The organism is Pseudomonas sp. fls2-241-TYG-175 (assembly GCF_030209155.1).
GTDB classification, from domain to species: Bacteria; Pseudomonadota; Gammaproteobacteria; order Pseudomonadales; family Pseudomonadaceae; genus Aquipseudomonas; species Aquipseudomonas viridiflava.
In genome coordinates this window covers 1-24,022 of the sequence record NZ_JARVSO010000039.1, presented here as the reverse complement: position 1 = coordinate 24,022, position 24,022 = coordinate 1, and the positions used below count along the sequence as shown (strand labels likewise).

The following is a 24,022-nucleotide window of genomic DNA, read 5'->3' as shown; positions in this document are numbered from 1 at the left end:
GACCGTCGCTGCTGTCAGACCGAGGGGGTCATGCAGGCTGCGTTGAGGAGACCGACGCTGATCGCGACGCTGGCCGAGTAGATGGCTGCTGCTGTTTCGCCCTTGGCAATGCGCGTCGACAGCCCTTTGAGCACCACGCTGGTCACGCCGAATGCCGCCAGTTGCACCACTGCTGCGATCACCACCCAGACGATCACGTCCAGAATGCTGATGCTGTACGTGATGATGTTGCTGGCTGGCAGCGCGAAACCGATCAGCGAACCACCCAGCGCCAGTGCGGCGGCGCTGTTGTTCTCGCGGATCAGCGCGAATTCCTTGTGCGGCGTGATGCGGCTGTAGATGAACTGGAACAGGGCGAACAGGATGGCCGCCACCAGGATGTACATCACAAAACCGAACACCGCAGTGGCGTTGAGCGACATACGAAGCGCGTCGATCATGAGGATTTCCTTGTCATAGAACGTTGATATCAGTGGATTGCAGCGTCACGCCAACTGCGGTGGTGAGGGTGATTTCACCCTCCTCGTCTTCCTCGACCGAGAACAACAGGAACTCCCGACGATTGATCAGGCCTGTCTCACGGGCGTACAGCATGCTCAGGTGTTTGACGCGATAGGCGCCGTCAGGGCTGACGACGTCTTCGTCCAGCGGCGTCAGCTCGGTCTGTCCGGGTTCGGTTCCCCATTGCCTTTCGAATACCTCGCCTTCGTGCTCGTAGGTCGGCAGCCCGATCTTCGACGCAGGTCCGGTCAGGCGCAGCAACTCGTCCTTGCTGGTGATTGGCGAGGCACTGTAATAGCCGAACAGGATGATGTCCTGAATATCTTCAGGCGCCGGGCCATTGGTGACCACCTGCAGAAAGTAGTCTTCGTTATCCAGATAGAAACGCTGAAGCGCCATGGACTGACCGAGGTCGATACGACCGACCGACCAGACCTTTTCGTCGCCGGGAATGACCACATAGGAATGCCCGTTGAGCAGCATTTTCAGGGATGTATCCAGACACAGCATGCGCCCGGAGGCCAGGCCCAGCGGACTGGAAAAACCCGTCGTTCCGTTGGCACTGGCCGACGTCTTCGGCGCTTCCAGCCCCATGGCACGTTTGAACCAACTCATAGCGCATCTCCTTGAAGCCGACTGGAGGCAATGTAGAAAATTTCCCCACCGTGCACAGGTACATCATTGGCGGGATTGATCTGAAACTGCGCCACGGCGGAGGCTCGATAGCCGATCAGCGTGGCGTTGAAATCCTGACGCAGGCGCATGTAAAGGTCGCCGCAGGATGAGGTGTAATGGTCTGGCAGCACATGGCGGAACTGCGTGGCACCCTCGCCGATGCACAGCAACTCGGTGATCACCGAACTCGAGCCCGGATCCTGAGACGAACGCACCAGCATTTCGATGGCCATGTTCGAGGTGCACTCAAGTTCAGGGGCGTAGGTTCTGGCCAGCGCCGCCCGTTCGGAATTGTTGAAATGCGCCACGACATGCCCGGTCGGCCCGAGGCTCTTGAGGGTCAGCACGATTGCCAGGGTCAGGCTGTCGGACTGGGTGTGCACCAGAATCCGTTGCGCGCCTATGGCTCCGGCACGCAGCAGAACGGCCGGCGAGTCCAGCGAGTCGCCCTTGATGAACGAGGCACGACCCGGCATCGGGTTTTCGGTGATGATCGAGTCACAGATCACCAGTCCTGTGCGGCTGGTGGACGTGTCCTGGCCGAGCAGCTCGACGATGCGTTCGCTGGTTTCACCGTCCCAGCCGACGAGTAAGGTGTGGCCAGTGAGAGCCGAGCAGTCGCCCTGTCCTTTCATGTTTCTTCTCCAGATGTCACCGACCGAAGTCGACGCCTTGCCAATGACGGTCGTCAGCAAGGCGATACCGCCCAGCATGATCCAGGTGGTGGTAATGAGCTTTCCCCACTCTGACTTGGGCGACAGATCGCCGTACCCGACCGTGGTCGCCGTCGTGAGGTAGAAGTAGGTGAAATCGACACCCTGAACCAGGTGTTCCTCGCCCGCCAGCGTCAGCAACAGCCAGGAGACGATGTAGTGCGTCAGCAGCAGGACGCCAATACCGGCCCAGCCGAATCGTTCGAAGAACACCGAGGCGTGACGCCGAAGTAACAGCAACAGGGTCATGCGTGCAAATCCATGATTCAGGTTCCCTTCCAGACGGGTCGGCAACGACGACCCGCAATCCACAGCATGCCCTTCAAACCACTCGGGTGGTTTCACTCTGTAACGTTTTCGAATGCATCAGCCGGGCGACGACGACACCCGCAAGCGCGCCGGCCAGGTGCGACTCGAATGAAATACCCGGCATGGGAACGAATCCATAGATCAGTCCGCTGTAACCGGCCAGCGCGATCATCGCCAGCAGCAGGCTGACCAGACTGCGCTGATACCACGCCCGCGCCAGTAAATAGGTCCACAGGCCGAATATCAAGCCGCTTGCACCGACATGAATGCTGGAACGGCCAAACAGCCATACCAGAATGCCGCCCAGTAGACAGATCAGCCCTGCGACCCAGGCATAACGTTTCACACCTTCGGTCGCCACCAGCCAGCTCAGCACCATGAATGGGAGCAGATTACCCAGCAGATGCCGGAACGAGCCATGGATGAAAGGTGCAAAAACGATGCCCTGCAAACCGGAAACCGTACGCGGAATGATGCCGTACGTGACCAGATTGCCGGAGGAGAACACATTGACGAACTGCACGGCGACCAACACCAGCGACAGTGCGAGGATGACCTTCAATCGTGCCGAAAAGCTCATCCGGTCGCCTCGCCTGCCTTCAATGAACGATTACTGTGCAGGCGTCTGGCTTTTGGCTTTCAGGCGCGCCAGCACATCATTTGCGCCGCCGCTTTTGGCACCAATACCCGCTTCCTGAAGACGACGCTCCAGATCGCTGCCGTTGGACTGACCCGCCAGCTCTTCAGCGGCTTCCAGCTTGGCGTCCTGTTCGTCCTGACGCTGCTTGAGGCGAGCCAGCGAACCGACGGCCGTTTCGACCGCGCCGCTCGCGCCACCGGTGGCAGTGGCTGTTGCAACGCGGGCTTTCTGTACGGTCTCGCGCGCCTTGGCCATTTCGACCTGCTGCTTGAGGCTCTTGATGCGCGACTCGGCTTTAACGACCTGTTCCTGCAGCAGACCGACCTGCTTGCCGAACTGATCAGCCAGTTCCTTTTCCTGATCACGCAGGGCTTCGATCTCGGCGATCTTGGTGGCGCATTCCACAGCCAGCGCTTCTTCACCCTTGTTCAGGGCCTGCATGGCGCGACCTTCCCAGTTGGCGATACTGGTGGCGTGCTCTTCAAGACGCTGCGCCGAAAGCTTGTGCTTGGCCTTGATGGTGATCAGGCCGTCGCGCGCCCGGACCAGCGCGCTGTCTGCGTCACGGATTTCCTGATCCAGAATACGGATCGCGTTGGCGTCGGCGATCGACTCGCCCACTTCGGAAGCACCACCACGGACAGCGGTAACCAGTTTTTTCCAGATGCTTGTTGTCATGAATGCTTTGCTCCTGACAGGGATGTTCAGTAAATGAAGTGATCTTCGAAGGCTTCGGCCGCACGGATCACGTTGTCCGCGAGGGTCAGAATTTCCTGAACAATCACTGTGAGCGAAGACGCAGCGCTCAGCGCGCCAAACAGGCAATAGACTTCCTGGCCATCAGCCAGACTTTCGATACCGACCGAAGACAGCGGAAACAGGTCGCGACTGCGCAACACTTCGCCATTGAAGGCGGCGACATCCTTGATCTTGTTCACTTCGATCAGCGTGGCGTCGGCCAGAATCTGATCGCCCTCGACCGCGATGTAGATAGGCAGATCACCGAAGTCGGCCATGGTCAGCTTGATGCCTGCCGCGTCGCCTTCGATAACGCCCATCTCGATCCTGCCCTCAGTGACCAGATCCAGTTCGGAAAGGGCCTTTTGCAGAGAGCTGATCGTCCAGTTGGTGTTCTCGGTCATGAAATCCTCCAGTTTGATCCTGTCACCCAGAAAGGGCTGTCTTAACGCTTTCTCGATCCCCCGCAGGGCATCGACGTTCTCGGGCCGTATCCAGAACTCCCGCTTGACCAGCCCGGCGTCCTTGAGTCGCAGACGCATTTCACGCATGTAGTCGGTGGAGCTCTTCGATGCCTTGGCCGGGTCAGTTGCGTTATCGCCCTTGGTTTTACGAGGCATTGGCGCTTCCCCTTGTGTATGGCCATGAAACTGATGAGCAACGTATCAGAAGTTTTCACGGCTGGATATATATCACATGTGAGATTTTTCGTAGGATTTGTCTCGATGTTCACGCGATCATTGCGCGCGCAATCTGTGGTGTCTGAAACGCCCGGTCACTCACTGCATAAAAAAGGGCCGTCCCCCGCAGCGGACAGCCCTTCTGTTCAGAGTGCCGACATCACACCCTTCATTACATCAGCCCTTATTCGGCCAGGCTCTTGCTCACCACTTCATACACATCCGGCGACAACTTGCCGGAAGCAAGGATGCGCTCCAGCTCGGCTTTCATCAGGACCTGACGGGCGCTGTCGTATTTGCGCCAGCGAGTCAGTGGAGCCAACTGGCGGGAGGCGATCTGAGGGTTGAAGCCGTTCAGCTCGATGACCAGGTCCGCCAGGAAGCGATAGCCAGAGCCGTCCGCAGCATGGAAGTTGATCAGGTTCTGCGCGGCAAAGGCACCAATCAGGGCGCGGACCTTGTTGGGGTTCTTGAGGTTGAACGCAGGATGCTGCATCAGCTCTTTGACCCGCTCCAGACCACCCGGCTGGGTGCTGCCAGCCTGGACGCTGAACCACTGATCCATGACCAGCGCGTTGTCCTTGAAGTTCTCGGCGAACACGGCCAGCGCCTTGTCACGCTCTTCGGTGAACGGCGAGTTGACCAGTACGGCCAGCGCAGTCAGGCGCTCGGTCATGTTGTCGCTGGTATCGAACTGGTCGATGGTCGCGGTCAACACCTGCGGCTTGCCGCTGAGCATGAGGTACGACAGCGCGATGTTCTGCAACGCACGGCGGGCGAAATGCTCGGCCTCGGCGACGTAAGGTGTGACTTTGGAGATGTCACGATTGGCTTGATAACGCGCCCACAAACCGTCGAACAGGCTGTCCGCCAATTGCTGACGGGCGAATTCGCGCGCCGCATGAATGGCTTCGACGTCCGCCACTTCGCTGATTTCAGTCAGATACGCCTCGCCCGGCAGCGACAGCATTTCCGCGACCATTGCCTGATCCAACTGCTCGTCAGCCAGCACGGTGCCCAGCGCTGTCACCAGACGCTGATCCATGACCAGTGCCTGACCTTGTTGATGTTGAGCAATCATTTCCTGCAGAACCTGCACCGACAGTTGCTGGCCGGCATCCCAGCGGTTGAAGCCATCGCTGTCGTGCTGCATCAGGAACATCAGTTGGTCGCGGTCGTAGGGGAAGCTCAGCTTCACCGGTGCCGAGAAGCCGCGCAATAGAGAAGGCAGCGGCTTTTCAGTGACGTCGACGAACGTGAACGTCTGCTCGGCCTCGGTCACCGACAGCACGCGCGTGGTGCCAGTGGCTGTCGCCTCGCCCGACAGGCGCAGCGCAATATCTTTGCCCTGACTGTCCAGCAGGCCCAGTTCGACCGGAATCACAAACGGCTGCTTCTGATCGCCCGGTTGACCTGGTGTGGTCGGGCAGCTCTGGCGGAAGGTCAGGCTGTAGGTGCCCGCAGCGCTGTCATAAGACTCGCTGACCGCCAGACGTGGCGTACCGGCCTGGCTGTACCAGCGCTTGAACTGGGTCAGGTCGACGCCGTTGGCATCTTCCATCGCCTTGATGAAGTCATCGCAGGTCACGGCCTGGCCGTCATGCCGCTCGAAGTACAGATCGCTGCCCTTGCGGAAGCCGTCGGCGCCCAGCAGGGTATGCAGCATGCCGACCACTTCGGAGCCCTTCTCGTACACGGTCAGGGTGTAGAAGTTGGAAATCTCGATGAAGCTGTCAGGACGCACGGCATGGGCCATCGGACCTGCATCTTCGGCGAACTGGTGAGTGCGCAGGAACGCGACATCCTGGATGCGCTTGACCGTGGCCGAGTTCATGTCGGCGGAGAAGCCCGCGTCGCGGTAGACCGTGAAGCCTTCCTTGAGCGACAGCTGGAACCAGTCACGGCAGGTCACGCGGTTGCCCGACCAGTTGTGGAAGTATTCGTGGGCCACGATGGCCTCGACGCGCTGGTGAGCGGCGTCGGTGGCGGTCTCGGCACGGGCCAGCACGGCGCTGGAGTTGAAGATGTTGAGACCCTTGTTCTCCATCGCGCCCATGTTGAAATCGTTGACGGCGACGATCATGAAGATGTCCAGGTCGTACTCACGACCATAGGTCTCCTCGTCCCAGCGCATGGACTTCTTGAGGCTGTTCATGGCGTGCTGGCACTTGTCGATGTTTTCCGGCTCGACATAGATGCGCAGGGTCACGACCCGTTGGCTCATGGTGGTGAAGGTGTCTTCGACACACCACAGATCGCCCGCTACCAGCGCGAACAGGTAGGCCGGTTTCATGAACGGGTCTTCCCAGGTCGCCCAGTGACGACCGTCCTCTTCCTCGCCGCTGGCCATCGGGTTGCCGTTGGACAGCAGGATCGGGAAGCTGTGTTTCTCGGCGCTGACCGTCGTGGTGAACTTGCTCATCACGTCGGGGCGGTCAAGGTAATAGGTGATCTTGCGAAAACCTTCGGCTTCGCACTGGGTGCAGAACATGCCGCTGGACTTGTACAGCCCTTCCAGTGCGGTGTTGGTTTCCGGGTGGATGCGCACGGTACTGTCGACCGTGAAGCGCTCTGCCTTGGGGTGCAGGGTCAGGTGGTCTTCGGTCAGTTGATAATCGGCCGCCGTCAGCTCGACGTCGTCCAGATTTACCGACAGCAGCTCCAGATGCTGACCGTCCAGCACCAGCGGCGGCAGACCGGCACCACGCGCGGGGTTACGGCGCATGACCAGTTGCGCGTGGACCAGCGAGTGGTCGTCGAACAGCTCGAACGTCAGGTTCGTCTCGTCGATGAGGTACTCGGGTGCCTGATAATCCTTCAGGTAGATCATGGTCGGTTGTTCGGTGCGCATGCTGGAATCCTTTTACTGATGCACGGCCAGCTGGTAGGCCGTGTATTTGCGAATATTGATCACGCCTGTATCGAAGATCAGGTATTGGCCTTTGATCCCCAGCAGCGTGCCCTCGGCAATCGGGTTCTTGTCCAGGTTGAAGCTTACGATCTTGGTCGGATAAGCCTCGACCGGATAGCGAAACTCGACGGGCTCGGCGTCATGAAGTAATTGGATGGCTTGCAGACCGAATCGTTCTTGCAATCCCAGCAGGCCCGCGCCGCAGGTGTCGAACAGCTCCTGACGGATGGCCTTGAGGTCAACCGGCTGGGCATCACCCTTGAGCAAGGCGCGCCAGTTGGTACGGTCGGCCACCTGACTGCGCAACAGGTCTTCGACAAAGCCCGACTGCTGACGCGTAGCGACACGCAGAATCGGCAGCGCCTGGCTGGCGCCCTGGTCCAGCCAGCGGGTCGGCAGCTGGGTGGAACGCGTGATGCCCACCTTCACGCCCGACGAATTGGCCAGGTAGACAATGTGGTCAGTCATGCAGAACTGCTCGCCCCACGACGGATCACGGCAGGTGCCCTGGTCGTGATGGCATTTTTCCGGGCTCATGATGCACACGTCGCACTGCGCCAGCTTGAGCATGCACGGGTAGCAATAACCCTGGCTGTAGCTGGACTTGGTCTTGCGACCGCAGTGGCTGCAATGAATGGCGCCCAGAAATTCCAGACGGACCGTCTTGCCGATCAGCGGGTTGACGGCGATTTCAGTGTCGCCCAGGCGAAAAGCGTACTGCACCAGCGATGAATCGTCGTCCTGGCGCACGGACATCTTATTTACGGCGCCGCGTCCAATCTCGATCAATGGATGGCATCCGACTTGAACAGAATATTGGGCACCGGTGCCGACTTGGACGAACATTCCTGCGGGCCCATGTAACCGGTGCGCTGGTCTTCAGGCAGATTCTGCGCTTCCCAGGCGATCAATGCCTGCAGCGACAGCTCGCGCTGCTCCTGCGTCAGCTTGCGACCGTCGGACCATTTGCCGATTTCCACGGCCAGTTTCAGGCTCTCGTAGATATCCGGGGTGATGTTTTCAATCATTTCTACAAAAGACGACATGGCGCACTCCAGAAAATAGCGGGCAATTTTAGGCCTTGCGGCGCGCGAGCGCACCACCCAGCAGGCCGGTAATACAACCAATGATCAGGCCGCCGACGTGGGCACCGTTGGCGATTTCGCCAAAGCCGAGCATGCTCACCAGACCTGACAGGCACAGCACCAGCCAGATCAGCATCATCGCCAGCACGCCGCGCGGCAGGCGATAGACAGGATTGGGCGCCAGCATCTGGAAAATCCAGCAGTGGCCGAGCAGACCATAAAGCACACCGGACAGCCCACCGAACAGACTTGGACCGGACGACAGGTACTGAACATAGTTGGACACTGCCGAGAACAGCAGCGTCAGACCCAGCAACTGCCAGCTGCCCTGACGAATCTCGATCCGCCGACCCAGCTCCCAGTACCACATGCCGTTCATGGCCAGATGCAGGATGCCAAAGTGAATCAGCATGGGCGATACGATCCGCCACCACTGACCACTGGCAAGCATGTCATCCAGTGGCAGGAAGGTGGCGTAATCACCCTGAACACGGAAGTCCAGAAACGTCAGCCAGCGAATGGCTTCCAGATTGTCGCCCAGCAAGGTCAGACCGGCGACGAGCAACGTGACCAGCAGCACCAGCGCGGTCACCGGGCAACGTCGCAACTGATGCATCACACCGGGACCACCGGTGACCGGAGCCTGAGTGCTGCCGGGCAATTGAAAGGCTTCGTCACCTTGGGGGAAGCGCTCGTACAGCTCTCGGACGTCTTGCACCAACTCTCCCGCATCCGGCACCCACAGTACCTGTTCGCCCACTTCTTCACTGACCCGATGCGGAATCTGCAGACGCTGCAACAGGGTCACGAAACCGCTCAGGTCAGCGTTCAACGGCAGACGCAGGGCTGCAACAGGGTTCATCGTGAAACCTCGGGACGCTGTACGTCGACCCAGACAAATTTGTCCGGATCGATGTGTGTTTCCTGATCCAGTCGGTAAGCGACCAGTTTGCCGTAGAGCACGGCACTGTAATCCAGACAGGCCAGGTTTGGCCGGATGGGTGCAGGAATACCACTGCGCCAGTAATGACCGACGAACAGCATCGGCTCGTCACTGCCGTAACGCAGCAGCGCATTCTTTTCGGAAGTGGACAACGGCGTCTTGGCCACGCCCTCGGGCAGCGCGTCGGGCTGGAACACGATATCGCCGTAGGTCTGCGGATCGTCTTCCCAGAACTTGGTGCGGAAGAAGGCACGGGTGAGGCCGTCGCCACCGGTCAGGGTCAGACCGTGCGGCAGGCGCATGTCGGTACCGCGCAGCAGGCGATTGAACACATTGCTGGCAAAACTGCCGGGCACGGCCGAGGCCTGGACGAAGTGTTTATCGATGCAACCGGTGCCGTGCAGACCGCGCAACGGGTCGATCAGGGTCGCATCCCAACAGGCATGCACTACCCTGAAGCGCCCTGCATCCAGATACAGCGGCAGCTCATAGAACCATTCGACGAAGGCTTTCCACTCATCGGGATGCTGTTCGAACTGCGCCAGCGTCTCGCCGATCAGCTTGGCGTGACGCGGCGTGTGCTCACGCACGAAACGGTGGCCGCTTTCCGGCAACGCCGGCGTAACCCAGCCCAGTGCGTTGAATTCATGGTTGCCCATGATGCAGTACGCCTGACCGGCCTGGACCATGTCATGAACGATATGCAGCGACTCACGGATGCGAGGCCCGCGGTCAATGATGTCACCGAGAAAGATCGCGATGCGTTCAGGGTGGCGCCACACGCCAGCCTGGAGGCGGTAACCGAGAAGCTCCAGCAGATGCTCCAGGGTATGAGCACACCCATGCACGTCACCGATCAGATCGTAGCCACGCGCCGGATCGATCATCAGTCGCCTCCAGCACCAAGCCGGCTGCCCCAGCCGAGCTTGGTGCGGCAGACTTCGTAGTAGTTATGGTCCAGAGGATGAATCAGACGCAGCTTCTGCGGTTTCTTGCTGACCGTGATGGTGTCACCGGGCGCGCAGGTGAAGTGGTTCTGCCCGTCACAGGAGACTTGCGGATAGATCGTCATGTCCTTGGCGACCACGATTTTCAGCTCGCTGTTGCCATCGACCACGATGGGCCGGCCGGACAAGGTGTGCGGGTACATCGGCACGATAACGATAGCGTCGAGCTTGGGGTGCATGATCGGGCCGCCCGCCGACAACGCATAGGCTGTCGAACCGGTCGGGGTGGCAACGATCAGGCCGTCAGCCTTCTGGCTGCACACAAACTGGCCGTCGATGTAGATCTCGAACTCGATCATCCGGGTGGATTTGCCGGGGTGCAGCACCACGTCGTTAAGCGCATCGCCCTGCCCGATCGCCTCGCCATGACGGCGAACCTCGGCCTGCAGCAGAAAACGGTTCTCGACCAGATAATGCCCGTCCAGCACTTCGGCGCACTTGACCTCCAGCTCGTCGGGACGGATGTCAGTCAGGAACCCCAGGCTGCCCCGGTTAATACCCAGAACCGGCACGTTGTGCCTGGCCAACGCCCGGGCAGCACCCAGCAGACTGCCGTCACCGCCGACCACGATCACCATGTCGCAGACTTCACCGAGCATCTTGCGCGACGAGGTCTGCAGGCCGTGACCCGGCAGCACTTCGGCGATGGTCTCTTCAAGGATGACGTGAAGATGCCGGTCCAACAGGAATTTCTTGAGTCGGCGCACGGTATCGAGCACCTGAACACTGCCCAGGCGGCCGATGATGCCGATATTGCGAAATTGCTCCATGAGACTCCTGCTGCGGGTTCGAGACGGCTTGGAAAAAGGGATTATGGGCGAAAGCACCGCGCAGCGGCAAACGGACGTGCAGCAGCAGGCGCCGTTTCAGGGCTCCAGGCCGGGAGACGGCACCAGCCCCTGCACCTGATCACGCTCGGGGTACAAGCGCCCTGCTGTCGAGTCAGCCAGCGGCGAATTTTTCCAGAAGGCCATGTCCTTGCCTGCCCCCTTGGCCTGATACAGGTTGACGTCCGCCGTCTTGAGCACCTGAAAAGCGGTCGATTCGGCGTCGATTTCAGCCAGCCCGGCGCTGCAGGTGAAGGGGTAACCGGTCGCTGATTGCCTGATGGTGTCCAGCAGGCGGCTCACATAGTCCAGCGCCTGGTGCTCGCCGCAGACCGGCAGGATCACACCGAATTCCTCACCACCCAGACGGCCATACGCGAGGCTGCCATCCGTTCGTTTGAGGCACGAGGCCATGTATCGCAGCACGTCATCACCGACGTCATGGCCGGACTCGTCATTGATCCGCTTGAAGTCATCAATATCCAGCATCAGAAAATAACCGGCACTTCGGGCATCCAGATGATATTCAAGCGACTCCATCAGGGCGCGACGATTCAATATATCCGTCAGGTGATCAGTCAACGACAGTTCGCGAAAGCGGCTTTCCAGCGACAGTACATTTCTAATCGTCCGGGTGTAGGTGTGATTGAGAAGAATGCCGAGGCTGGTCGATGCAATAAACAGCAACGCGATGAATATATAAGCCACCGCGCCGGGTTCAATACCACGCGCGGGAGAGAGAATGATCCAGGAGAGCATCGTCACGACGACATAATCCCGGGTATAAACCATCAACAATGTCGACCCCAGAATAATCATTACGGCAATGGGCAATGCCCAATTGATGCCCATGGCGCTGTTCAACTGACTGGCTCTGGCAAAACAGCAGGCGACCATGATCACGAAGAGAACGCCCGCCAGCCGCCAGACCTTGAAATTCCTTGCTCGGCATTGCACCACACAGATAGAAAGAAGCCCCAGGGTAAGCGCGATTTCCAGAACGCCGTACTGGACGCCCGGTGTCACCAGCAGAACAATGACCCAGCACAGGATCGCCAGGCATTGCGCAAGTGCAACGGCAGGTGAGAGAAGATTCTTTATCCGGGCCTGCATTTCAGCATTCATTGAAAACTCCAGGCCTTCCAAACCCTGATCACGACAAATATTGCCCCGTTCGCTGTACCACACTGTCAACAACGAAAGGTTTAAAAACCCGCTGTCATTCAATGCCTGAACACAAGCTCACATTAAAATGCCAGCATCAAGATATGCCTGTCATTGTTACGAATCAATTGCTGCGAAGGAATTGCTACGAAGGAATTGCTACGAAGCAATTGTTACGAGGCAATGATCGCTTTGGCAGGCCTGACAGCGTGATAGTGGATTGATCGCCTGTGATGTGAACAATATCGACCTGGCGTCTGATAAAACACTCGACCTGCCATACCCGACTCAAGCTATTCTCGATACATGACTTTATTCCCCGATCTGATCGACCTGCCGCGTCAGTTGCGACACCCTGAGGTGCGCGACCTTGCGTGGGTCATTCTGGCGCCGCCCATGCTCGATGCCACGCCCTGGCCGCAACGCCATCCACTGGCCGGGAGCGACTGGGTCGAGGCGCCACAACGACTGGCCGATTTCCTCCGTGAACTGGATCAGGACAGCCGGGAGCTGGAGCACTGGATCGCGCAGGCCTCCACGCGCCGTCTGGGGCGTTATTACGAAAGACTCTGGCAATTCGCAGTGCAGCACGCGCCGGGCGTGGAGATCATCGCCGCCAACCTGCCGATCCGCCTGGACGGTCAGACACTGGGCGAACTGGATATGCTGCTGCGCGACCGTGACGGCGTGCATCACGTAGAGCTGGCGATAAAGCTGTATCTCGGCCCGCAGGACGGCGACGGCAGCGACCCGACGCAATGGCTGGGCCCTGGCTGTCACGACCGGCTGGATCGCAAGCTGGCGCACCTGAGCCAGCATCAACTGCCGATTTCTTCACGACCGGAAAGTCGCTCGACCCTGGCAGCTCTGGGCATCGAGACATTCAGCGCCGAGCTGTGGCTGGGTGGGTATCTGCTCTACCCTTGGCCCGGATCTGCCGATCCACCTGTGGGAGCGCATCATCAGCATTTGAAAGGCCGCTGGCTGCATCAGCGCGACTGGGAGCGGTTCATGAGCCAGAGCGAAACAGGTCGCTGGCAACCGCTGCCCCGCCACGCCTGGCTGGCACCCGCGCACTATCGACAGGCGTGGAGCAGTGAACAGTTACAGGACTGGCTGACCCAACTCGACCCGCTGGCACCGGCGCAGCTGCTGGTGCGCCTGACCGAGAATGCCGACGGCGAGTGGGAAGAAGCCGAGCGATTGTTTCTGGTGTCGGACCTGTGGCCGAACCTGGCCGACACCAGCCATCCGTTCAACCCAATCGCACTGCCAGCGCCGCCAGTGTGATCAGCAACACCGGCAAGGTCAGCACGATGCCGACCTTGAAGTAATAACCCCAGCCGATGGTGATGCCCTTGCGTTGCAACACGTGCAGCCACAGCAGGGTTGCCAGACTGCCGATCGGGGTGATTTTCGGTCCCAGGTCGCTGCCGATCACGTTGGCGTAAATCATCGCTTCCTGAATGGCACCGGTCGCATGACTGCCTTCGATGGACAACAGACCGATCAGGACTGTCGGCATGTTGTTCATGATCGACGACAGGAATGCGGTCATCACGCCCGTGCCCATCGCCGCGCCCCAGATACCGTAACCGGCGAACCAGTCCAGCAGACTGGCCAGATAACCGGTCAGTCCGGCGTTGCGCAGGCCGTAGACCACCAGATACATGCCCAGCGAGAACACCACGATATGCCACGGTGCTTCCTTGACGACCTTGCGCGTGGAAATCGTATGGCCCTTGGCGGCGATGCCCAGCAACAGCACCGCGCAGGTCGCCGAGATCGCGCTGATCGGAATCCCCAGCGGTTCAAGTGCGAAACAACCCACCAGCAGGATCAACAGCACCCACCAGCCGGCCATGAAGGTTGCCCGGTCCTTGATGGTCGTTTCCGGCTTCTCAAGCTGCTCGGGGTCGAAGTCACGCGGGATGTCACGACGGAAATACAGCATCAATACCGCCAGGGTGGCCGCAACGCTGACCAGGTTGACGGGCACCATCACCGCCGCATAGCGGTTGAAGCCGATCTTGAAATAGTCCGCCGAGACAATGTTCACCAGATTCGACACCACCAGCGGCAGGCTCGCGGTGTCGGAAATGAACCCGGCGGCCATGACGAACGCCAGGGTCGAGGCCGGGGAAAAGCGTAGCGCCAGCATCATCGCGATCACGATCGGCGTCAGGATCAACACCGCGCCATCGTTGGCGAACAGCGCCGACACCAGTGCGCCGAACAATACGAAGAATGCGAACAGACGCCGCCCCTTGCCATTGCCCCACCGCGCCACGTGCAGCGCCGCCCAGGAAAAGAAACCCGCCTCATCCAGCAGCAACGTGATGATGATCAGCGAAATGAAAGTGGCAGTGGCATTCCAGATGATACCCCATACCACTGCAATATCGCTGAGATGAACCACGCCGGTCAGCAACGCCAGACCCGCCCCGAGCACTGCGCTCCATCCGACACTGAGCCCTTTGGGCTGCCAGATGACGAGCGTGATGGTGAACAGGAAGATCAGCGTTGCTATTAGCATCATTTAGTCCGGGGCAGGAAGATCGCGAGAATGCCAAGCAGCGGCAGGTACGAACACAGGTTGTAAACGAAGAGAATGCCGTGGCTGTCGGCCAGACTGCCGAGCAAGGCTGCGCCGATACCGCCGAAGCCGAACATCAGACCGAAGAAAAGCCCGGCGATCATGCCGACATTGCCGGGTACCAGTTCCTGGGCGTAGACCACGATGGCGGAAAACGCCGACGCCAGCACGAAACCGATGATCACACTCAGCACGCTGGTCCAGAACAGGTCTGCGTAAGGCAGCGCCAGGGTGAAAGGTGCGGCGCCGAGGATCGAGAACCAGATGACCGCCTTACGGCCGATCCTGTCGCCAATCGGACCGCCGAAGAACGTACCCGCCGCCACCGCGCCCAGAAACAGGAACAGGTGCAACTGCGAACTGGCTACGGACAGGTCGAACTTCTCGATCAGGTAGAACGTGAAGTAGCTGGTCAGGCTGGTCATGTAGAAGAACTTGGAGAACACCAGAAACGCCAGCACGGCCAACGAGGCGATCACCCGCTTTCTCGACAGGCCGTGCGTGGCGGCCTGCCCGGCCTTGAGCTTGAACAGGTTCAGGTGCGCGCGGTACCAGCGGCTGATCGCGTAGAGCAGGCCCAGGGAAAACAACGCGAACAGGCCGATCCAGGCCACATTACCCTGCCCGAACGGGATGATGATCGCAGCCGCCAGCAACGGGCCGAACGCCGAGCCGGTGTTGCCACCCACTTGGAACGTCGACTGCGCAAGCCCGTAACGCCCGCCCGAGGCCAGTCTCGCGATACGCGAGGCTTCCGGGTGAAAGGTGGACGAACCGATGCCGATGAGCGCGGCGGCGAGCAGAATCAGCGGAAATGTGCCGACCATCGACATCATCACGATGCCGATCAGGGTGCAGATCGAACCCACTGGCAATACCAGCGGGTTGGGATGGCGATCCGTGTAATAGCCGACCCAGGGCTGCAACAGCGACGCCGTGATCTGAAACGTCAGGGTGATCAGGCCGATCTGGGTGAAGCTCAGGTCATAACTGGCCTTGAGCATCGGGTAGATCGACGGCAGGATCGCCTGGATCAAGTCATTGATCAGGTGCGCGAGGGCAACCGCACCGATGATGCGCATCACCAGCGGGCTGGATTGTGGGGTTGTCGTGGCCGTCGCCGCACCTGGCTGAGCACTGGTCGCCATGGGATTCATCCATAAAAGATTTTCGGGTGTCCCCGGACGGATGATTACAAGATGTGTCACGCGTACCAGGGCGCGCCAATGTGCCATTTTTTGGAGCAGGTGTGCCACGTTTTGTTGCGTTTTTGTAAACCGGTTCAGCCACTGGCAAGCACAAGGTATTTGACAGTGATCGTGCCAATGCTCTGCGTTGGCATGCCGCTCGGGACGCTCTGCGTCCCAAAGAGTCTGATCACTGGGGTATATCTGCGTGCACGCCGGGACGCGGAGCGTCCTGAGATGCATTACCACGCGGAGCGTGGTAACGATCGGTGATCAGTGACTTGGCTTATCGTGCCCATCGCTCCGCGTGGACATGCCTCCCGTGACGCTCCGCGTCACATCCGTTAGCAGACGTTACGCATGCGTCTGAGCCGAACCCACTGCAGCCCCGTTATCCGCAACCGCCACATCATGCAACGAAACCCTGGAAGTCTCGGGCAGGGCCAGACCGCCCACCATCGCCATCACCGCCACGGCAATCAGGTAGAACGCCGGGGACAGGTTGCTGCCGGTCGTGCTGATCAGCCAGGTCGCCATCAAGGGTGCCGTGCCGCCAAACAGCGTGTAAGCCATGTTGTAGGTGATGGCCGACGCGGTGTACCGCGTACGGGTCGGAAACGTCTCCGACAGCAGCGCTGCCGTAACCACACCACACAGCACCGCGCCGACCGCCAGCAGCATCACGCCGATCACGGACGCTGCGAACGAGCCGGAACTGGCCATCAAAAACGACGGGAACACCACCAGCATCAACAGTATGCAAGCCGTGGCCATGGTGACGCGACGCCCTACCCGGTCAGAATACGCCCCGGCCAGCGGGCAGATCGCGGCGGCAAACGCAAGGGCAATCAACGACACCAGCAACGCCGACGCCCGACTCAAGCCGCCCGCCACCTGCAGATAGGTCGCAAAATAGGTGGTGAACATATAGAACGACAACGCCGTCAGCGACACGAACGCGCCCAGGCAACAGATAGCGCCTGCGTGGTTACGCAGCGTTTCCTTGAGCGGTGAATGAGCGACCGCGTGCTCCTTGGTTACCGCCTGGAACGCCGGGGTTTCGTCCAGTTTCCAGCGCAGGTACAAACCTACCAGCCCCAGCGGCGCGGCGATCAGGAACGGCAGACGCCAGCCCCAACTGCCCATGGCTTCAGCGGACAACGAAGCCTCAAGCGCGTAAGCCACCACGGCCGCCGCCGCGAAGGCGGAAAACGTCGAGACCGGCACGAAACTGCCGTACCAGGCGCGTTGCGTGCGCGGAGCATGCTCCATCAGGTAGGCGCAGGCACCGGCGTATTCACCACCGGCCGAAAAGCCCTGGGCACAGCGGATGATGGTCAGAAGAATCGGCGCGGTCACACCGATGGCGGCGTACGTGGGCAGCAAACCGATCAGTGTTGTTGCCGCCGCCATCAGCAGAATGGTCATGGCCAACGTCCGCTTGCGGCCGATTCGGTCACCCAGCATGCCGAAAAAGATGCCGCCCAACGGCCTGAACGCAAACGCCACGGCAAACACGGCGAAGGTTTTCAATAGCGCGGCGCTGGTGTCGCCGCTGGGGAAGAACTGCAAGGCGATGGTGGTGGCCAGAAAGCCATAGACGGCAAAGTCGAACCATTCGACAAAGTTGCCAATGGCAGCGGCCACGATGACTTTTCTCAGCGTGGCAGGATCCACGTGTTCTGCGGCGGTAGTTGTCATGCTGACCTCGGCGTATTGATCTGGAATGGATCGATTATCGAGACAGCGACCCGGACACCTCAGTCCAGAACAGTCATCCGCATAGTCAGGGCCGACGCCTCGGCGCATTCGGTACAGGTTTCATGCCAATGGCTCTGGCGCGGGCTTTAGCCCCATCGCACGTCGGCCCTGCAACCCACCGGTATGGACAAAAACCAGACGGGTGCCAGGCTTGAAGCGGCCAGCCAGCACCTCGTCATGCAGTGCCAGCAAGGCTTTGCCCGTATAGATCGGCTCAAGCGGCACGCCACTGTGCGTTTCACATTGGGTCATGAATTCCAGCAACAGGGGGTCGGTTCTGGCGAACGCGCCTCGGCTGGCATCGAGCAACTGCCAGCCGGGCTTGTCATCACCGGCCAATGTCACAACGTTCTGCGCGACGCCATGATCATCCGGCACCGCCATCGCGCCATACACCGGATGGCGACCCTGCTCGGCGATGACCAGCCCCGCCAGCGTCGTGCCGGTCCCTGCGGCCAGCCACCAGCCGTGATAATCGTCCCACCCCGATTGCCCAAGCTGGCTGCGAACCAACGACAACAGCCGGGCGCAGCCCACGGTGCCCGGCAAACCGCCACCACCCTCAGGGATCGGGTAGAACGCCGGATGGCTCGCCTGCCAGGGAAGCCAGAAATCAGCCGCATGACGCTCGCGATAACCGGCGTAACCGAGCCAGTGCAACTGCATGCCGAAGGCTTGTAGGTCTAGCACGGTTGGGGTTTCCTGCGGATGACCGCGCAACAGACCGACAGTAGGGAAGCCAAAGCGCTTGCCCGCTGCGGCCAGCGCGTGGAGATGGTTGGAGTGGGCACCGCCCAGGCTGATCGCTCCCGTTGCCCCGACGCGGACAGCCTGAGTCAGGTGCCCGATCAACTTGAACCATTTGTTGCCGCTGATCAGCGGGTCGATGAGGTCCAGACGCAAAACCTTGACCTCGACCCCGGCCTGTTGCAGCCAGTCGAAGTCGAGGGGTTCAAGCGCTGCAACGGGTTGCCAGTCGAGGGCATCGCGGATCATGGTGAAGGCCGGTTATGAAACGAGCCGCAGTTTACCTGCCCGCGAGCGATGTCACAGCCCGGCGGCCAGCCGCGAGCCCTGATCGATCGCCCGCTTGGCGTCCAGTTCGGCTGCGACGTCCGCGCCACCGATCAGATGCACGCTCTGCTTCGCCGCGACCAGATCGTCATACAGTTCACGCAACGGGTCCTGCCCGGCGCAGATCACGATATTGTCCACCGGCAACAGCTTTTCCTCACCCTCTTCGCCGATGCGGATGTGCAAACCGGCATCGTCGATTTTCAGGTACTGAACGCTGTTGAGCATCTGCACCTGCTTGTTCTTCAAGCCCGTGCGATGAATCCAGCCGGTGGTCTTGCCCAGACCGTCGCCGACCTTGGAGCTTTTGCGCTGCAACAGGAAAACCTGACGCGCCGGCGCATGAACTTCCGGCTTGATCCCCGCCACGCCACCGCGCGCTTCCAACGTGGTGTCGATGCCCCACTCTTTCCAGAACGCCTCACGATCCAGACTGGTGGCGATACCCTGATGGACCAGATACTCCGACACGTCGAAACCGATACCACCCGCGCCGATCACCGCCACGCTGCGCCCTACCGGCTTGCGCTGCAGAATCACGTCCAGATAGCTGAGCACCTTCGGGTTGTCGATACCGGGAATGGCCGGTGTACGCGGAGCGATGCCGGTGGCCAGGATGACGTCGTCAAAGCCCGCGCCCAACAGATCCTGCGCAGTCACGCGGGTATTCAGACGCAGGTCGATACCGGTGTCCTGCACCTTGTGAGTGAAATAGCGCAGGGTTTCGGAAAACTCCTCCTTGCCCGGAATGCGCTTGGCGATGTTGAACTGACCGCCGATTTCGCTGGCGGAATCGAACAGGGTCACCTGATGTCCGCGCTCGGCAGCCACGGTGGCCGCCGCCAGCCCGGCAGGACCTGCGCCAACAACGGCGATCTTCTTGATCTGTCGGGTGGGCAGATAATTCAGTTCGGTTTCGTGACAGGCGCGCGGGTTGACCAGACAACTGGTCAGCTTGCCGCCGAAGGTATGGTCCAGACACGCCTGATTGCAGCCGATGCAGGTGTTGATCAGTTCTGCCTGCCCGGCCGCAGCCTTGTTGACGAATTCCGGATCAGCCAGGAAAGGCCGCGCCATGGAGACCATGTCCGCATCGCCTTCACTGAGAATCCGTTCAGCGACTTCCGGGGTGTTGATCCGGTTGGTGGTGATCAACGGAATGTTCACCGAACCACGCAGCTTGGCCGTGACCTTGCTGAACGCGGCGCGTGGGACCTTGGTGGCGATGGTCGGAATCCGCGCTTCGTGCCAGCCGATACCGGTGTTGATGATCGTCGCGCCCGCCTGCTCGACGGCCTTTGCCAGTTGCACGATTTCCTGCCAGGTGCTGCCGCCTTCGACCAGATCCAGCATCGACAAGCGGAAGATGATGATGAAATTCGGGCCAACGGCCTCACGCACACGCGTCACGATCTCTACCGCCAGACGCATACGGTTTTCGTAACTGCCGCCCCAGCGGTCGGTACGGTGGTTGGTATGCGCGGCCAGGAACTGATTGATGAAGTAACCCTCCGACCCCATGATCTCCACGCCGTCATAGCCTGCGCTCTGAGCGAGGGTCGAGCAGGTCACAAAATCGCTGATCTGCTTTTCGATGCCCTCTTCGTCCAGTTCACGCGGCTTGAACGGGTTGATCGGTGCCTGAATCGCACTGGGCGCGACCTGCTTGCGGCTGTACGCATAGCGCCCGGCATGCAGGATCTGCAGACAGATCTTGCCGCCTGCCTCGTGAACCGCCTGGGTCACGACGCGATGCTGCAAGGCTTCTTCCGGGGTCGTGAGCTTGGCTGCACCATCGTAGACGCCGCCCTCTTCGTTCGGCGCGATGCCACCCGTCACCATCAGGCCCACACCACCCTGTGCACGCTCGGCAAAGTACGCCGCCATGCGCTCGAAACCGCCTGGCTTCTCTTCAAGCCCGGTGTGCATCGAGCCCATCAGGCTGCGGTTGCGCAGCGTGGTGAAGCCCAGATCCAGCGGGGACAGCAGATGCGGGTAATGAGCAGCAGTCATGGCGGAGCTCCATCGTTTCAATCACGGGTAGATGAGGACCTCTGCGTGCCCTCTTCATCAGGATCCTGTAGACCCTTTATGGCGCAACAGTAAAGAGCCGCCCGATCACACTCAATGACCGAAAGTGACAAGTTATTGATCCAAACGCGCATCACCCCTTGGCAAGCGCCGGGTGTAGTCCTACCCTAGTCGACTATTTCACTCAGGCAGCCGTGCGCCCCTCTTATGCGTAAATTCTTTGCCACGTGCCTCATTCTGGTGAGCCTGGCCAGCCTTGTCAGTTACGCACTCTGGACCGAGCAGCGCCCGATGGGGCATTACCTGTCGGATCTGCGCATCCGCCTGGCCATCAATGAAGGGCAGCCCGGCGAACGGGGCAACCTGCTGGGCATCGAGCCCGAGCTGTTTCCCACCGATTATCAGGACCTGTCGCATCTGCATCGCAAACTGGCAGCCTACCTGCAGCAAGCGCGCGACCAGGGACTGCTCAATGCCCGGACTATCGTCGTACTGCCTGAGCACATCGGCACCTGGTTGTATGCCAGTGGTGAGAAGAACCAGTTCTATCAGGCTGCCACCGTGGACGAGTCCATGGACTGGCTGGCCTGGAGCAATCCGCTGAAATTCGTCACGGCGATGATGACTGCCGAGGGCGAAAAACGTGTGGACGATGCGCGTCTGCGGATGAAGGCGCGCTCCATGGTGCGCGATTATCAGAACGTTTTCGGCGGGCTGGCCAAGGAATTCGAGGTAACGCTGGTGGCAGGCTCCATCGTACTGCCTGACCCACGCGTGGAAGACGGGCAGTTGCAGGTCGGCAGCGGCGCCTTGTACAACAGCAGCGTGACCTTCGGCAGTGACGGCAAGCCGCTGGGCCAGCCCCAACGCCAGCTGTTTACCAGCCGCTACCATAAGCGTTACGTCAAAGCGGCAGGCGACTCCCGGATCAATGTGATCAACACGCCGGCCGGCCGGTTGGGGATCCTCATCGGCACCGACAGCTGGTACCCCGATAATTACGCACGGATGAATCAGCAAAACGTCGAGTTGATCGTCGTACCTGCCTTTGTAAACGGGAAAAACAGCTGGTCGGGTGCGTGGCATGGCACCCGCACGCACGACACGCCGACACTGGACCTTGAGCCCGGCAGCCTGAGCGAACGCGAAGCCTGGCACCGCCTGACCCTCATCGCACGCGAACCACAGAGCACCGCCAGGGCCGGTATCAGCGTGTTCATGCACGGGCAATTCTGGAATCACGGCACTTCCGGGCAGAGCTTTGTCAGCCGCAGCGGTCAGACCATCGCCGAGCAGCCGTTGGACAATGCTGCTGACGGTGGTGCCCGCCTGATCAACGTCTGGCTCTGAACATGCCGAACCTGACCCTGCGCTTGGGCGATCTCTCGGTGGGTTTCGTACAGAGCCTGACCGACGCGGTACGCAGTTTCGGGCACGACCCCGACCTGCTGCTCGAACAATACGGTCTGGATGCAGGACGCCTGAGCGAAGCCGGCGCACGGCTGTCGATTCCACGCTACATGCGACTGGGCCACGCCGCCATCCGGCTTACCAACCAACCGGGTCTGGGGTTGCGCATGGGGGCGCTGAGCAGGCTCGGTCAGGCGGGGCTTGCCGGTGTCACCGCAGCCCAGGCACCGAATGTACGCGAGGCAGCCCGCACCATGATCCGCTTCGAGCCTCTGTACGGCGCAAACTATCGAGGCCAGTCGAGCTTTCATGAAGAGGCTGGCGGGGCGTGGATACGCTTCTATTCCATCAGCCCCTATAACAGTTACAACCGCTTTGTCGTGGACTCGATCCTGAGCGGCTGGGTCGCGCAACTATCAGCGCTGGCCGGTCGCCAACTGCGCGCTCAACGGGTCGAAATCGAGTTCGAAGCACCTGAGTACGCCGCGCAATACGCACACTTGAGCGACAACCCTATTGCGTTCGGTGCGACCACCAACCAGCTTCGGCTGGACCTGGACAGCCTGGCGCTGAAAAACCCCGACCACTGTCCGAGCACCTGGCGGCATCTGCTGCTGTTGTGCGAGAGGGAACTGGATCAATTGACCCGCACACGCAGTCTGCGTGAACGCATCACTCAGTTGCTGGGACCTTTATTGAGCGGAGGCAGGGAACCGGACCTGGAGGAAGTGGCTGCGCGGCTTAAGTTGCCGACCTGGACACTGCGCCGCAAGCTGACCGAAGAAGGCACCCGTTTTCGCGCGATCCTGAATGACACGCGACGTGATCTGGCGATGACGTATATTCGCGACACCGAACTGGCGTTCGGGGAGATTGCCTATCTGCTGGGTTTTGCGTCGGCCGAAGCCTTTCAACGCGCCTTCAAACGCTGGAACGGACAGACTCCGGGGGAGTTCCGCCGCAGCCAGCGTCGAAGTGCCTGAAGCCCTTCACAGTTCGGTAGCGTCATCGGCCGGTTCTACCGGGTCCAGCTCCGATGCGCGATATTCGAGCAGTTCTTCCTGATATTCATCCATTTCTTCGCCCTCCGGCTGATTGAGTCATGCAGTGGTTTTACCAAGGTCAGTTACGACGGTCAGTAAAGCTGGAATAACTGACCGTTGGATCAACATTAAAGTGCCAATGTGAAATAAAAATGTTGATACTCATCAATAAACGAAAAAGCCTGACAGGATCTTCAGAAGCCGGACGTCTCGGGATGTTGGCAATCAAGCCTTGACTTCATTGCCCCGGCCGCCCTACCCTCGGCCACATGAACCTCATCCAGCAAAACCTCGGCCAGATTATTATTACCGTCATTCCAGTCATGGCGGGTTAGCCGACGTTTGCAAAAAACCCGCCCTGGAGGCGGGTTTTTTTCTGCCTCCAGAGCCACTAATGCTCAACAGGAGTCAGACATGATCGCTATCCATCGCTCTATCGCCCTCATTGCAACCGCGCACTCGATCGTTGCCTCTTCCTGCAACGCCTCCTGCGAAACAACGACCTGCAAGGACACGACGCGATGAGTCATGGCCAGCCCGATCTGCTCAATCACTACGCCCGCAAAATCCTCACTTCCCGCGTCTACGACGTCGCCATCGAGACGCCGCTGCATGGCGCGCGTCAGCTCTCCGAACGGCTCGGCAATCAGGTGCTGCTCAAGCGCGAAGACTTGCAGCCGGTGTTCTCGTTCAAGATTCGCGGCGCTTATAACAAGCTGGCGCAACT

General features: G+C 60.1%; 22 protein-coding genes. 4 read left to right on the top strand and 18 right to left on the bottom strand.

The features are described from left to right. Positions 1-14: 14 nt before the first annotated feature. The 13 genes from QRN20_RS22660 to QRN20_RS22600 form a co-directional block, all read right to left on the bottom strand. Positions 15-440, bottom strand: coding sequence for a DUF350 domain-containing protein (locus tag QRN20_RS22660; protein WP_004884514.1), 426 nt, complete (start codon positions 438-440; stop codon positions 15-17). 13 nt (positions 441-453) lie between these two features. Continuing rightward, entirely contained in the window at positions 454-1,116 is a 663-nt protein-coding gene (locus QRN20_RS22655) for a YjfK family protein (protein ID WP_122412725.1), read from the bottom strand. Next, a complete protein-coding gene (locus QRN20_RS22650; protein WP_043306483.1) occupies positions 1,113-2,138 on the bottom strand; it encodes an ion channel in 1,026 nt (341 codons plus the stop codon). The genes QRN20_RS22655 and QRN20_RS22650 overlap by 4 nt, the downstream gene beginning before the upstream one ends. 73 nt (positions 2,139-2,211) lie before the next feature. After that, on the bottom strand, positions 2,212-2,778 hold the full coding sequence (locus QRN20_RS22645) for a rhomboid family intramembrane serine protease (RefSeq protein ID WP_029243580.1): 567 nt from the start codon (positions 2,776-2,778) through the stop codon (positions 2,212-2,214). Between the two features lie 30 nt (positions 2,779-2,808). Beyond that, a complete protein-coding gene (locus tag QRN20_RS22640) occupies positions 2,809-3,516 on the bottom strand; it encodes a PspA/IM30 family protein (protein WP_004884518.1) in 708 nt (235 codons plus the stop codon). A gap of 26 nt (positions 3,517-3,542) precedes the next feature. Continuing rightward, complete coding sequence (locus QRN20_RS22635) at positions 3,543-4,196, bottom strand: YjfI family protein (protein ID WP_057410525.1); 654 nt, start codon at positions 4,194-4,196, stop codon at positions 3,543-3,545. 244 nt (positions 4,197-4,440) lie between these two features. After that, positions 4,441-7,107 (bottom strand): aminopeptidase N, encoded by a 2,667-nt coding sequence (gene pepN, locus QRN20_RS22630; RefSeq protein WP_122415108.1) that lies wholly within the window; start codon positions 7,105-7,107, stop codon positions 4,441-4,443. Between the two features lie 12 nt (positions 7,108-7,119). Then, positions 7,120-7,956: a DUF2797 domain-containing protein gene (locus QRN20_RS22625; RefSeq protein WP_004884521.1), complete on the bottom strand. Its 837-nt coding sequence runs from the start codon at positions 7,954-7,956 to the stop codon at positions 7,120-7,122. Next, positions 7,953-8,213: a YeaC family protein gene (locus tag QRN20_RS22620; protein WP_004884522.1), complete on the bottom strand. Its 261-nt coding sequence runs from the start codon at positions 8,211-8,213 to the stop codon at positions 7,953-7,955. Before QRN20_RS22620 ends, QRN20_RS22625 begins: the two co-directional genes overlap by 4 nt. 28 nt (positions 8,214-8,241) lie before the next feature. Next, positions 8,242-9,114, bottom strand: coding sequence for a rhomboid family intramembrane serine protease (locus tag QRN20_RS22615; protein ID WP_025994377.1), 873 nt, complete (start codon positions 9,112-9,114; stop codon positions 8,242-8,244). Next, positions 9,111-10,082: a metallophosphoesterase gene (locus QRN20_RS22610; protein WP_004884524.1), complete on the bottom strand. Its 972-nt coding sequence runs from the start codon at positions 10,080-10,082 to the stop codon at positions 9,111-9,113. Before QRN20_RS22610 ends, QRN20_RS22615 begins: the two co-directional genes overlap by 4 nt. Further along, on the bottom strand, positions 10,082-10,972 hold the full coding sequence (locus QRN20_RS22605; protein WP_004884525.1) for an NAD(+) kinase: 891 nt from the start codon (positions 10,970-10,972) through the stop codon (positions 10,082-10,084). The genes QRN20_RS22610 and QRN20_RS22605 overlap by 1 nt, the downstream gene beginning before the upstream one ends. A gap of 96 nt (positions 10,973-11,068) precedes the next feature. After that, positions 11,069-12,154, bottom strand: a complete 1,086-nt coding sequence (locus QRN20_RS22600) for a GGDEF domain-containing protein (protein WP_122415107.1) — start codon at positions 12,152-12,154, stop codon at positions 11,069-11,071. A 345-nt stretch (positions 12,155-12,499) separates the two neighbouring features. Here QRN20_RS22600 and QRN20_RS22595 point away from each other — a divergent pair, with 345 nt between their 5' ends. Then, positions 12,500-13,483 carry a DUF1853 family protein gene (locus tag QRN20_RS22595; protein ID WP_122417985.1) on the top strand — a complete coding sequence of 328 codons (984 nt, stop codon included), beginning with the start codon at positions 12,500-12,502 and terminating at the stop codon, positions 13,481-13,483. Here QRN20_RS22595 and QRN20_RS22590 read toward each other — a convergent pair. The 5 genes from QRN20_RS22590 to QRN20_RS22570 all read right to left on the bottom strand — a co-directional run bounded on the left by QRN20_RS22590 (position 13,449) and on the right by QRN20_RS22570 (position 20,824). Next, positions 13,449-14,729, bottom strand: a complete 1,281-nt coding sequence (locus QRN20_RS22590) for an arsenic transporter (protein ID WP_004884528.1) — start codon at positions 14,727-14,729, stop codon at positions 13,449-13,451. The genes QRN20_RS22595 and QRN20_RS22590 overlap by 35 nt on opposite strands. Continuing rightward, complete coding sequence (locus QRN20_RS22585) at positions 14,729-15,937, bottom strand: MFS transporter (RefSeq protein ID WP_029243575.1); 1,209 nt, start codon at positions 15,935-15,937, stop codon at positions 14,729-14,731. The genes QRN20_RS22590 and QRN20_RS22585 overlap by 1 nt, the downstream gene beginning before the upstream one ends. Positions 15,938-16,330: 393 nt before the next feature. Then, positions 16,331-17,677 carry an MFS transporter gene (locus tag QRN20_RS22580; RefSeq protein ID WP_029243574.1) on the bottom strand — a complete coding sequence of 449 codons (1,347 nt, stop codon included), beginning with the start codon at positions 17,675-17,677 and terminating at the stop codon, positions 16,331-16,333. A 120-nt stretch (positions 17,678-17,797) separates the two neighbouring features. Continuing rightward, on the bottom strand, positions 17,798-18,733 hold the full coding sequence (locus QRN20_RS22575) for a 1-aminocyclopropane-1-carboxylate deaminase/D-cysteine desulfhydrase (protein WP_088235718.1): 936 nt from the start codon (positions 18,731-18,733) through the stop codon (positions 17,798-17,800). Positions 18,734-18,784: 51 nt separating this feature from the next. Then, complete coding sequence (locus QRN20_RS22570) at positions 18,785-20,824, bottom strand: NADPH-dependent 2,4-dienoyl-CoA reductase (protein WP_088235719.1); 2,040 nt, start codon at positions 20,822-20,824, stop codon at positions 18,785-18,787. A 225-nt stretch (positions 20,825-21,049) separates the two neighbouring features. Between QRN20_RS22570 and QRN20_RS22565 the strand changes: the two genes are divergently transcribed. The 3 genes from QRN20_RS22565 to QRN20_RS22555 form a co-directional block, all read left to right on the top strand. Beyond that, positions 21,050-22,192: a carbon-nitrogen hydrolase family protein gene (locus QRN20_RS22565; protein WP_088235720.1), complete on the top strand. Its 1,143-nt coding sequence runs from the start codon at positions 21,050-21,052 to the stop codon at positions 22,190-22,192. Between the two features lie 2 nt (positions 22,193-22,194). After that, positions 22,195-23,235 (top strand): AraC family transcriptional regulator, encoded by a 1,041-nt coding sequence (locus tag QRN20_RS22560; protein WP_122429116.1) that lies wholly within the window; start codon positions 22,195-22,197, stop codon positions 23,233-23,235. 581 nt (positions 23,236-23,816) lie between these two features. After that, positions 23,817-24,022: pyridoxal-phosphate dependent enzyme (locus QRN20_RS22555; protein ID WP_122679719.1), on the top strand; the 206-nt coding region annotated here is incomplete at its 3' end.